Annotated in this window: 6 protein-coding genes; 4 read left to right on the top strand and 2 right to left on the bottom strand. The window is 38.3% G+C overall.

The features are described from left to right. Positions 1–10: 10 nt before the first annotated feature. Together VBZ51_RS16870 and VBZ51_RS16865 are read right to left on the bottom strand one after the other, a co-directional pair. The gene (locus VBZ51_RS16870) at positions 11–3,259 is read right to left on the bottom strand and encodes a DUF1553 domain-containing protein (RefSeq protein WP_416577681.1); all 3,249 of its coding nucleotides are present in this window, start codon (positions 3,257–3,259) and stop codon (positions 11–13) included. Between the two features lie 106 nt (positions 3,260–3,365). After that, complete coding sequence (locus VBZ51_RS16865; protein WP_416577680.1) at positions 3,366–4,703, bottom strand: Gfo/Idh/MocA family protein; 1,338 nt, start codon at positions 4,701–4,703, stop codon at positions 3,366–3,368. Between the two features lie 92 nt (positions 4,704–4,795). Between VBZ51_RS16865 and VBZ51_RS16860 the strand changes: the two genes are divergently transcribed. The 4 genes from VBZ51_RS16860 to VBZ51_RS16845 all read left to right on the top strand — a co-directional run bounded on the left by VBZ51_RS16860 (position 4,796) and on the right by VBZ51_RS16845 (position 12,537). Continuing rightward, the gene (locus VBZ51_RS16860) at positions 4,796–5,668 is read left to right on the top strand and encodes a helix-turn-helix domain-containing protein (RefSeq protein WP_416577679.1); all 873 of its coding nucleotides are present in this window, start codon (positions 4,796–4,798) and stop codon (positions 5,666–5,668) included. Positions 5,669–5,803: 135 nt separating this feature from the next. Further along, the gene (locus tag VBZ51_RS16855; RefSeq protein ID WP_416577678.1) at positions 5,804–7,057 is read left to right on the top strand and encodes a glycoside hydrolase family 117 protein; all 1,254 of its coding nucleotides are present in this window, start codon (positions 5,804–5,806) and stop codon (positions 7,055–7,057) included. 22 nt (positions 7,058–7,079) lie between these two features. Beyond that, on the top strand, positions 7,080–8,933 hold the full coding sequence (locus VBZ51_RS16850; protein WP_416577677.1) for a DUF5060 domain-containing protein: 1,854 nt from the start codon (positions 7,080–7,082) through the stop codon (positions 8,931–8,933). Positions 8,934–9,315: 382 nt separating this feature from the next. Continuing rightward, on the top strand, positions 9,316–12,537 hold the full coding sequence (locus tag VBZ51_RS16845; protein WP_305521355.1) for a SusC/RagA family TonB-linked outer membrane protein: 3,222 nt from the start codon (positions 9,316–9,318) through the stop codon (positions 12,535–12,537). The last annotated feature ends 16 nt before the right edge of the window (positions 12,538–12,553 follow it).

The following is a 12,553-nucleotide window of genomic DNA, read 5'->3' as shown; positions in this document are numbered from 1 at the left end:
ATATTCTTTTTTATCGTTTAGTAATAAATGCATCAGAATTCATAATCGTTGATGCCACAACGGCATTGGCCGCTACCAGAGCTATATCATCCGTAGGCGCTATAGCATATTCACCAATGCTTATCCAACCTTGTGCTTTTGCCTTGTTGTTCTTAAACTTTTCAAATTCTGTATGCTGTAATTCCGTTAATATGGTCAACTCTTCTTTCTTAATGGTTCTTCCTGTAAGTTTTTTATACGTTTTGGCTATGCCCTGTGTAATGCTGTCATATTCCATCATCTTTTTACCGAGTACTCTGGCCGCCTCAACAAACGTAGGGTCGTTCAGCAACACCAACGCTTGTAATGGGGTATTGGTTTCTTGTCTTCTTGTGGTGCATAGATCACGAGATGGGACATCAAAAGTTGAAATCGTAGGGTGTGGTACCGCCCGTTTCCAAATGGTGTATATACTTCTTCTATAAAGTTCTTCTCCTTGTCCCTGTGCATATTCATCTCCGGTGACACGCCATAATCCGGGTGGTTGATATGGGTACACGCTCTCACCGCCAATTTTTTCGTTCAATAAACCAGAAGCGTAAAGTGCATTGTCCCTGAGCATTTCTCCCGATAATCTTTTGGAAGGTCCTCTGGCCAACAATCTGTTTTCACCATCTAGCTCCAGTAACTCGCTAGAGGCAATACTGTTTTGTTGGTACGTGTTGGACATTACCATAAGTTTATGCAAGGCCTTTACGTCCCATCCAGATTCCATGAACTCAATGGCCAGCCAATCCAATAATTTAGGATGCGATGGCAATTCACCCTGATTTCCAAAATCTTCGGCAGTTTTTACAATTCCGGTTCCAAAAAGATGCTGCCAATACCGGTTTACCGTAACCCTGGCCGTCAATGGATTATCTTTATCGGTAATCCATTTGGCCAAACCAATTCTATTTTTTTCGAACTTATCAGAAAATGGAAATATCGCTTCTGGTGTATTTGGAAAAACAGAATCGGTAGGTTGGTCATACTGCCCACGAGCCAAAAGGTACGCCTGCCTTTTTTGTTTGCTCTCTTTCATTACCATTATCTGTTTTACATTATCCATACTATCGGCAAGTACCAAACGGTCCTTTTCTAAAGCTTCTATAGCTTTCTTATATGACCTAGAATTTACCGAGATGTAATATTCCTTTAATTTAGATTTTTCATCTGCCGTTAAATTGGCATAAGACTTCTCTTTTAAAGTCGATAATTGCTCTTTATTGGAAATCTGCAAAACTTCTACAGGTGTCAATTCTTTTTCAAAAACCATAAGGTTATCTACAACGGCACCACCTATGCCTTTTCCTCGCCACACTGCACCTATACGCAAGCCCGGTTCAATGATAGGGCTGTTTTCATATAATTGCAATCCATGAAAGATGATGTCTTTGTATAGGTTATCATACAAGGTTTTGGTTTGCAGTTTTTTTCCGTCCATATAAATGGAAACTCCATCTGCTTTACTCGTTCCATTATAAGTAAGGGTCAATTGTACCCATTTTACCTTCGGAATTTCTTCTACAGATTCTACAACCAATGCATTATCCGGCCAAACATGTGCCAATAAAGCTTCTAACTTATTATCCTTTATCTTCAGGTGATATCCTCTAAAACTATGCAGTTCTGGACTATTCATTTTGTGGAAAATAACACCGGTTTCTAGGTCTTTGGGCACAAACACTTCTATTCCAATAGAAAAGGACTCCGCTCTTTGGTAAATACCTATTTTATCTAAATCCAACCAAGTATCACCATCCATTAGCAACCCCTTGCCCCTACTACCTTCTTTGAAAACCGGTTTTTCATTATCTACAAATTCTTGGCGCATACGAATGTTGTTCTTACCATTACCACCAATTGTATTCAATAATTTTCCTTGATCAAAATCCATTGCGACTACTAAATCACCAGGTTTTTCCGTATTTGAAATGTTCTTATATTTTTCCTGTTTTAGCCATTCTTCTGCTTTTTCTGCTTCGGTCTGAACAGTTTTAACCACTTTTTCTTCTTTTTCATTAACCAAAGTCTCTAAATATGCCAGCACCTTTTCTTGATCTTCCGTAGGAATCATCATAGCAGGAACGGGCGTAGCATTATCCCAAGAAATGAGGCCTGTTTCATCAACATTGTTAAAGAAGCTGAACATTTCAAAATAGTTCTTTTGAGAGATAGGATCGTATTTATGGTCATGACATTTGGCACATTCCATGGTCAAACCCAAAAAACCCTGACTGGCAACATGTGAGCGATCGGCAACATACTCAACCCTAAATTCTTCATCAATGATACCACCCTCCATGTTTTGCGGATGTAAACGATTAAAGGTGGTTGCCAGTTTCTGTTCACGTGTTGCGTTTGGCAACATATCGCCTGCTAACTGCCATAGTATAAACTGATCATATGGCATATTTTCATTGAATGACTTGATTACCCAATCTCGCCAAGGCGACGTATCCCTATACCTATCTACACTATACCCATGTGTATCTGCATATCGTGCCAGATCCATCCAATCTAACGTGCGTTGCTCTCCATATTTTTCTGAAGCCAACATACGGTCTACCTGTTTTTCAAAGGCGTTGGGCGACTCATCATTTACAAATTCTTCTATTTGCTCTAAAGTTGGCTGTAAACCCGTTAAATCTATAGATGCACGTCTTAGCAAGGTTTCCTTATCCGCCTTTTCCGATAATTTTAAATCTAAAGGCTCTAGTTGGGCCAAAACAAAATTATCTATAGGATTGGCTACCAAATCTTCATTTATAATTTTAGGCACCTTATGCTTTTCCGGTTTTATAAATGCCCAATGATCTTTATACTCGGCACCATCTTCTATCCATTTTACCAACATCGCTTTTTCCTTGTTGGTAAGGGATAAGTGGGAATCTGGAGAAGGCATGATCAGATTGGGATCAGTAGTGATAATTCTATGAAACATTTCACTCTTTTCCAACTTACCGGGTACAATGGCAAAATTTCCGGGATTCTCAGACAATTCCGAATATGCTGCCTCAGCGGAATGCAATTGTAATCCACCTTTTATATTACCGGCATCCGGTCCGTGACATAGGTAACATTTATCTGAAAGAATAGGTTTTACATGCTGATTAAAATCTAATGTTTTCGGTAGTGCCTCATATTCAAGCGCTACTTCCTCTGGCAACTCTGGTCCGCCACAAGAGACTACCAACCCCACTATTGGTATGAGAAAAAATCGTTTTAACATTCGCATTTACATATGTTGTTTTCCGTTAAGTCAAATCTATAAGAACAGTTACTTTTGCACCATGCCCAAAAAAGGCTAATAATTGTACATTTCCGACATGTAAGAATTCATCTTAGAATTTTCGTTCTTTTCTTGACCTTAATTTATTCGCTTCGGAATCTTTGTGAAATTTTTCTTTTTCAGGATTCCACACTAACGGTCTATTTAATTTATAAGCAATGTTGGATAAGTGACAAATACTGGCACTTCTATGTCCCGTTTCTACATTGCAAATTGGTGTTCCTCCATTTTTGATAGCAGTTAACCAATTGGCGTAATGATTATCAGAATGAATTAACTGTATGTTCATTGCAGCATAATCCGTATCTACCAAATTTGCTGGCGTGGTTTCAAAATACCCTCTACTAATATCCATTTGACCTTCACTACCAAAGAAGCGAACACCCCAACCCCTGCCAAAATCTTTGTGCTCCACCTCAACGCCATTTGCATAATACATTTTTAAACCTCTTACCGCAGTAGGATCCGTAGGCGGTACAAATTCTACAGGTCCAGATTCATCCATCCCCAAAGCCCACTGAACAATATCGAACATATGCGCGCCCCAATCCGAAAGTATACCTCCACCTGTTTCTTGGAACAAACGCCAGTCTGGCCAAAAATCAACACCATTACTAGATGGTGCCAACCTATGATTGTATTTCAACAGAGGTGCAGGACCGCACCAATGGTTCCAATCTATTTCATTTGGCATAGCTTCCTCCATTAAATCATAAGCCTTTGCGGGGTCTCCTACATTTACCTCAACTCGCTTAATTTCACCTAAATGACCATTTCTAACCAATTCACAGGCTTTTCTAAAATTATCCCAGGAACGCTGCATGCTGCCCACTTGCAACACCCGACCAGATTGTTCTACGGCTTTCACCATTTCCCTTCCTTCCTTTATATTATGAGAGAGCGGTTTTTCACAATAGACATCCTTATCCGCCTTTAAACTATCCATTACATGTTTAGCATGCCAATGGTCTGGCGAGGCAATGACTACGGAATCAATTGCTGAATTTTCAAGTAATTCAACATAGTCGATATAAGAGGTCAGGGTATTTTTTCTGGTAGAATTGTTTATCTCCAACTGATTTTGAGCTACGTGATTTTTAAACCAATCGTTTTTGGAAGTCCAAACATCTGAACAAGCTATAATTTCGGCATTGTGCTTTATAAAGTTCTTTGCCAGCCCCCTAGATTGTTTTCCCAATCCTATAAAACCAAGGTTAATTTTATCACTGGGAGCAGTAAATCCTTTTCCCAACACATGTCTTGGTACAATTGTAACCGCCCCAGCGGCCAAAGCTGTTTTTGTAATAAAACTTCTTCTTGAAACTTGAAAAGTATTTTTGTTCAATTCCGACTTTTTTACCACCTTAGAGTGTTTATTATCTTTTTTCATCAGTACGTTGAATTAGTTGTGACTAAAGTTAATTCACTTGTTCTGATGACACCTGTACATATATTCTTTTAAGTGCAACAAATGTTTTATTTATGCTTCAACTACTACAATCCCTTAAAATAAGCTTACTGCATACCGGCTATGCCAAACTTGACACGGCATGGAACTTTGATAATGTAATAAGTCCGTTTACACGATTATGCTATGTTACCAAGGGGTCTGCAACCATTTATCACAACAACAGAACCTACACTTTAAAAGAAGGTCATATGTACCTTATACCCAGCTATGTATACAACACGTACAAATGCGAAAATTATCATGAGCAGTTTTACATCAGTTTCTTTGAAGAAATAAGACCGGGACTTTCTATATACAATTTACGGTCTTTTAGATATGAAGTTCCCCTAAAAGAAGGGGATCATTTATTCTTTGAACGCCTAACACAGATGTACCCAAAAAGAAAAATTGTAAACAGTGACCCAAAAGCTTACTCACATAAACCGCAAAAACTTTTGCAATTTAACAAGGACAATGCCCAAATGAACACCCAACGTTATTTAGAGACCCAAGGTATACTGACCATTTTACTTTCTCGTTTTATTGAAAATGAACCTGCAACCAATGCCAATGTTTCCAGTGGTAGATTAAATGATGTCCTTGTTTATATTGCCGAACATTTAAACCAAAGCCTAGAAGTACAGGATTTGGCAAAAAAGTACCATATGAGTACAGATCATTTTTCAAGGTTGTTTTTACAACAGTTTAATATGAGACCCTTAAAATACATCCAGACCAAAAGAATTGAACGTGCTCAATTACTGTTATGGACCACCAACCATTCCTTAGAAGAAATAGCCCATAAAATAGGCATGGAAAACTTCTCTTACTTCTCCAGAACCTTTAAAAAAATTACCGGCACTACCCCAGGGAAATATCGAAAAAACCAAGCTATAACTCCCTAACAATGTTGTTTTAAACATTCAATAATCATTTGTGGTAGTGTTTTGAACACTTGTTGCACTAATGCCTTCTATGCTTCATTTAAACGGGTTGTATTTGCATTATCTTGAAAACATAATCAAACACACTATTTAATTATGGCTTTTAAGCGCGTTACTTTACTACTTTGTTCTGGCTTTTTAGGTTGTTCTTTGAATGCCCAAAAAGCTTTTCCGTTTCATCTACCTAAGGAGAAACCTGACCAACCGCTAAGCTTGGCAATGCAACGTAACTATGATCAATATTTAGCTCCACGCCCAGAAGATAACGAGCTATATTCCCAATTTAAATACACCGAATTAAAAGGGTTGGATTATAGCAATGGCGATGGCACAATATCAAGAAGAGATCCATCAAAAGTTATATTTCATAACGGTAAATATTATGTTTGGTATACTTATAGACATACCAGTACACCTCCACAAGGTGCGGCCAAAAGTAATGACACCATACCTTCTAGCGATTGGGACCTTGCCGAAATTTGGTATGCCACAAGCGAAGATGGCATAACTTGGAAAGAACAAGGTGTAGCCATAGAAAGACCGGAAAAACCTAACGTAGGATGGCGATCTGTTTCAACTACAGATATTTTAGTTTATAAAGGAAAGTACTATTTGTATTATCAAGGTTTTATGGAAGCCAGTGGCAAAAGAGGTGATGATTGCCCTGTTGCCGTGTCATATGCCGATTCACCTAACGGACCTTGGACAGCCCACAACAAAATCGTAATACCCAATGGTGGTAAAGGAGAATGGGACCAATTTTCCATTCACGATCCATACCCACTTGTTTACAACGATAAAATATATCTGTATTATAAGTCTGATTTTGATGGAGACCCTAGATTAGTACGTATGCAGGGGTTAGCCACAGCCGATAATCCACTTGGTCCTTTTACAAAAAACCCATTGAATCCGGTTTTGAATTCAGGTCACGAAACCACTTTATTTCCTTTTAAAGAAGGTATTGCCGCTTTAGTCATCAAAGACGGTAACGAACATTTTACCGTACAATATGCTCCTGACGGTGTAAATTTCTCCATAGCCGCTATTACCAATTCATTAATGCCAATTGCCGGCGGACCGTATGTACCTGATGCATTTACCAATACAGATTATGGCAAGGGTATCACTTGGGGAATATCGCATGCCATAACCGCAGGTGCAAAAGGCAAACAACATTCTATTTTAATGCGATTTGATTGTGACCTTAGCCTAGATGTGGATGATCAAGAAATGAAAACACATTCAAATATTTGGCATTACAAACCAAGCGATTATTATGAATACGGATTAAGCAAAAAGCAACAAGAACGTATTGAGGCCCAAAACAAAGCCCTTAAAGAAAAATAAAGTTTAAACCAATACTGTTGCCATGATACGCTCTAATATCATTATTACTGTACTCCTATTTTTAAGCTACTTTTTTGCAAACCAATTGTACGCTCAAGAAAGCCCTAAGAATATGGATTACCAGCTACAAGGAGAGCTTAAAAAATGGCATAAAGTCACTATAATTTTTGATGGACCACAGTCTTCTGAAGATGCAGATTTCAACCCTTTTACAAATTACAGGCTCAACGTTCTTTTTACGCATAATACCACCAATAAAACATATCTGGTACCAGGATATTTTGCTGCGGATGGAAATGCAGGTGAGACCTCTGCAACAGCCGGTAATAAATGGAAAGTTCATTTTGCCCCAGATGAAATAGGAGAATGGAATTATAAAGTTGATTTTAGAAAAGGAAACTGGAGCGCTGTAAGCGATAAAATAGATACCGGTGTAAGCGCAGAATTTATGGATGGTCATGAAGGCAGTTTTACCATCTCAAAAACCGATAAAGAAGGAAAAGACTTTAGGGCAAAGGGTAGATTACAATATGTTGGTGAACGTTATTTAAAATTTGCGGAAACCAATGAATACTTCTTAAAACAAGGTGCAGATGCACCTGAGAACTTTCTGGCATATACAGATTTTGACGGTACTTTTCATAATGACGGCCATGGAGATAACTTTATAAAAACATGGTCACCACATATTCAAGATTGGAAAACCAATGACCCTGTTTGGAAAGATGATAAGGGCAAAGGAATAATTGGCGCAATTAATTATTTATCTAATAAAGGCCTTAATGCATTTTCTTTCTTAACGAACAATATTAAGGGTGATGACAAAAATGTGTTTCCGTACGTTGATTACAATACTTGGGACCGTATGGATGTTTCTAAACTGGACCAATGGGAAATAGTATTTAGCCATGCCCAAAAAATGGGATTGTTTTTACACTTTAAAACCTTAGAAGTAGAAAACCAAGGCTTGTTGGATAATGGTGGTGTTGGTGCCAACAGTAAATTATATTACAGAGAATTAATTGCGCGTTTTGGACATCACCTGGCCCTCAACTGGAATCTATGCGAAGAAAATGGTGAATGGGTTAAAAACCCTACAACCCCACCACAAGATACTATGCAGCGCCTGGCAATGGCCCATTACTTTAAAAACCACGATCCGTACAATCATCATTTGGTAATACATAACGGCATAAAATTCGACGATTTATTGGGACTTGACTCTGGTATCACCGGACCTTCCGTGCAAACACATAGAGCGGATTTTGCAAGTATCCATAAAGAAGTACTGCATTGGCTGTCCGCTTCAAAAAATGCGGGCAAGCAATGGGCAGTTGCCGTAGATGAGCCAGGGGACGCTCAACATGCCCTGTTACCTGATACCGAAAACCCAAATCATGATCTAGCCAGAAGAAACGGACTATGGGGAACCCTTATGGCAGGGGGCTGGGGAAACGAATGGTATTTTGGATACAAGCATGAACATTCTGACCTGACCTGCGAAGATTACCGTTCACGTGATTTATTCTGGGATCAAGCCCATAATGCTTTACAATTCTTTGCCAATAACAATATTGAATACTGGAACATGACCAACCATAATGAACTGGTTGGCAACAAGGACAACGACAATACCATATACTGCTTGGCAAAACAAAACCATACTTATGTGGTATACCTCAACAGCGCAATTACGGCGATCCTTGACTTAAGTGAATCTAATTACCCGTATAAAGTAATGTGGTACAACCCAAAAATTGGGGGAAAATTAATTTCTTCAAAAATAAAAAAAGTGCAAGGCGGTCAAAAGGTAGATTTGGGCAGTGCACCAAAGAAAAGTCAAGGAGATTGGGTAATACTGTTAACCCGAACCTAGAACTAAGGCGCTGTAGTAAGTGCCTATGCATTCTTGCTTGTCATATTTCGTTAATCATTCCACTACAGCATACAATTACATCCAATGATCATAATAGGCTGTTCAAAGTCTTAGCATAGGCCTAAAATATCACATAATCAATTCAACCACAGATAACACAGATGGTTAATGGCTTACCACAAATTTTATCAATTCGCCAAAATACTACCATTTATTATTTCAAAAACCATATGTACTGCTCTCTAAATCATATGTATCGTAAAAATTTAACATTTTTTTAAATATTGCAGTAACTGAAAATTAACAAACTATGCGAGTAACACAACTTAACTCAAAAACATTTTGGTTCTTATTATTATACTCAATAATAAGTGTCCAATTTATGCATGCCCAAGACTTGAATGTTAAAGGTAATGTAAGTGATGAATCGGGTCCGTTGCCTGGTGTGTCCGTTATTGTCAAAGGAACCACTTCTGGGGTTGCCACTGATTTTGATGGTAACTATACCATTAAAGCTCAATCAAACGATGTACTAGTCTTTACCTATATAGGTTACAAGGCTAAAGAAGTTGCCGTTAATGGCAAAACCAATTTAAATGTTGTTATGACGACCGATGTATCTGCCTTGGACGAGGTTGTTATCATTGGTTATGGTAGCTCTAAACGAAAAGACCTTACCGGTTCTATTGTTTCTGTAAAAGCGGATGAACTTGATAAAGTAAAACCTGTTTCCTTTGAAGGAGGTCTTGCTGCAAGGGCTTCAGGTGTACAGGTGGTACAATCTGGTGGTGAACCAGGATCTGGTTTTAATATTAGAATTAGAGGTGGTAGTTCTATTACGGCCAGTAACGACCCACTTTATGTGATAGACGGTTTTGCTTTACAAGGTAACACCGCCAGTACTGCTGTAGGTATCGGAAATTCCTCTACAAGTCCGCTATCAACAATAGACCCTAGCTCAATTGAATCTATTGAGGTATTGAAAGATGCTTCAGCGACAGCTATTTACGGTTCTAGAGGTGCTAATGGTGTGATCATTATTACGACAAAACAAGGTAAAAAAGGCAGGGCTTCTTTAAACTTTGAAACGTTTACCGGTGTATCTACCTTAGCTAGACCATTGGATTTAATGACCGGTCAAGAATATGTAGATTTCTGGAACGATTATTTCCCATGGAACCCAGATGCTGAAGATACTTACACCAGAGCTTTTAGATATGATGATGGTACACCATTGGATTTAAGCGATTCTCGTGTATTGGTTACAGATTGGCAAAAAGAAATTACCAGACCAGCGATTACCAAGAGCTATAAAGTATCTATGAGCGGAGGTGGTGACAAGAACACATATTCAGCCTCGTTCTCTTACTTAAATCAAGAGGGTATCGTAAAAACATCTGATTTTGAAAGGTATAATGGTAACCTAAACATTAATCAAAATATAAGCGATAAACTTAAGGCCGGTATGAACCTTAATTTGGGTATCAATAAAAATAGCGGAATAGTTAACGCAGCCAATGAAAATGGAAATGGTAGAAACGGTATTATTACTAGTGCTATTTTATTTACACCAGTACAAGGTATCAATAGATATGATGATGCCGAATATGATGAGAACGGCAGAATAATCTCGGTAAGAGATGGTGATATTACCAATCCTTTGGCTACCCTAGAATTCAACAGTAATAATAGAACCGCTTTTCAATCTTTCGGTAGTGTGTATATTCAATATACCTTGGCAGATGGACTTACTTTTAAGTCATCCGTTAGAGGTAATATATCCTCTACTAAAGGTACCGCATACTTTTCAGAGAAAATCAGTTGGGGTAGAACAGCAAATGGTAGAGCATTCGTAAACAACAACATGGGAACTGGTATAATAACCGAGCAAAATTTAAACTTCAGCAAGGTTTATGGAGACCACTCTTTGAATGCTACGGCGGTTTATGAAGAGCAGCAGAATACATTTGAATTCAACAATTCAGCAGCAACAGGTTTTGACCTCCCTGGCGTAAACCTAAACAATTTGGGTTCTGCCACGGAGACCTTACCTAATTCATCTGGATTTACCAAAACAGCTCTACAATCGTATCTTGCTAGGGTTCAATATGATTACAAAGGTAAATACACATTAAATGCCAGTGCCAGATATGATGGTTCATCTAGATTTGCAGAGGGTAAAAAGTATGGTTTCTTTCCTTCGGTAGGTGCTGCCTGGAACGTTGCAAATGAAAACTTTCTTAAAGAAAACAACACCTTAAATCGTTTTAGAATTAAGGCAAGTTTTGGAGAAACCGGTAATACCGCCATTGGTTCATACCGATCTTTTGCTCAAGCTGGTGTAGCAAGTACCATTTTGAACGGAAACCAATTGGTTACCGGTGCCGCAATTCAACAACTGGCAAATGAAGAATTAACTTGGGAAACTACACAACAGTTTGATGCCGGACTTTCTATTGGAATGTTCAATGATAGAATTTCTTTAGAGGCAGATTATTACCGTAAAGAAACTTCTGATCTTTTATTAGAAGTTCCATTACCATCAACTACCGGATTTAAAACAGTATTTAAAAACTTAGGAAAAGTAGAAAATAAGGGTCTTGAATTTGCCCTGAACACAGTAAACTTTGACAATGAAAACTTTGGGTGGACAACTAACTTCAACATCAGTTTCAATGACAACCAGGTCCTAGACCTTGGTGATGCTGATCAATTTTTGGTAAACTCTATTGGTGACAATCAAATACAAGATGATTACATTGTAAAAGTAGGAGAATCTTTAGGTTCCATGTATGGTTTAGAAGTCGATGGTATTTACAACTATAGTGATTTTGCCGCTTTTGACGGATTATCAAATGAAGAAGCTGCCGCAAAAGTTAGACAAGACGCTGCAGATCAAGGTGTTGTTTGGTATGATGTGGTTTACGAGCTAAAAGATGGTACCGTGCTTTCCTCAGGTCAGCCAGATAACACGAAATACAGACCGGGTATGCCAAAATTCGTAGATCAACTTACCGTTGATACTGATGGTGACGGTGTACCAGACGCTGCAGACGGCATTGTAAATTCTGATGACCGAAAAATCATTGGTAATGCATTACCAAAACACTTTGGTGGTTTTACCAATAACTTTAGATACAAGAACTTAGATCTTTCAGTAATTACCCAATGGTCTTATGGTAATGATGTTTATTTAAAAAGCCTTAGTAAAGGTACGGCCCAAGCTATTCCATTTTTAAATAAATATGGCAGAGTTGCTAATCGTTGGACACCAGAAACCCCTGATACAGATATCCCTTCTATTTGGGGAGATGGCGATGCCGGTATTAATGGAACTGCTTATTCGTCATTTATTGAAGATGGATCGTATTTCAGAATTAGCAATGTTACTTTAGGTTATGAATTACCTACCAGAGTAAAGAAAAACATTGGCCTTAAAAGCTGTAGGGTATATGCCGCCGTAGATAACCTTCATGTTTTCACAAAATACTCAGGATACGATCCAGACGTAAGTGTTGGCAACAATCAACTTACTCCAGGTCTAGATGCAGACTCTTACCCAAGATCAAGAACTATAAGATTAGGTTTAAGCGTAGGATTCTAATTAAAGAACAAAAAAA

The sequence above is a fragment of the Maribacter sp. HS genome (genome assembly GCF_048059195.1).
Taxonomy (GTDB): Bacteria; Bacteroidota; Bacteroidia; order Flavobacteriales; family Flavobacteriaceae; genus Maribacter; species Maribacter dokdonensis.
The sequence above is the reverse complement of the archived record's forward strand: the minus strand, read 5'-3'. Positions and strand labels throughout refer to the sequence as shown.

Excerpts from the sequence above, each read along its gene's own strand:
- VBZ51_RS16870 (WP_416577681.1), bottom strand. The coding sequence starts at position 3,259 with ATGCGAATGTTAAAACGATTTTTTCTCATACCAATAGTGGGGTTGGTA.
- VBZ51_RS16865 (WP_416577680.1), bottom strand. The coding sequence starts at position 4,703 with ATGAAAAAAGATAATAAACACTCTAAGGTGGTAAAAAAGTCGGAATTG.
- VBZ51_RS16860 (WP_416577679.1), top strand. The coding sequence starts at position 4,796 with ATGCTTCAACTACTACAATCCCTTAAAATAAGCTTACTGCATACCGGC.
- VBZ51_RS16855 (WP_416577678.1), top strand. The coding sequence starts at position 5,804 with ATGGCTTTTAAGCGCGTTACTTTACTACTTTGTTCTGGCTTTTTAGGT.
- VBZ51_RS16850 (WP_416577677.1), top strand. The coding sequence starts at position 7,080 with ATGATACGCTCTAATATCATTATTACTGTACTCCTATTTTTAAGCTAC.
- VBZ51_RS16845 (WP_305521355.1), top strand. The coding sequence starts at position 9,316 with ATGCATGCCCAAGACTTGAATGTTAAAGGTAATGTAAGTGATGAATCG.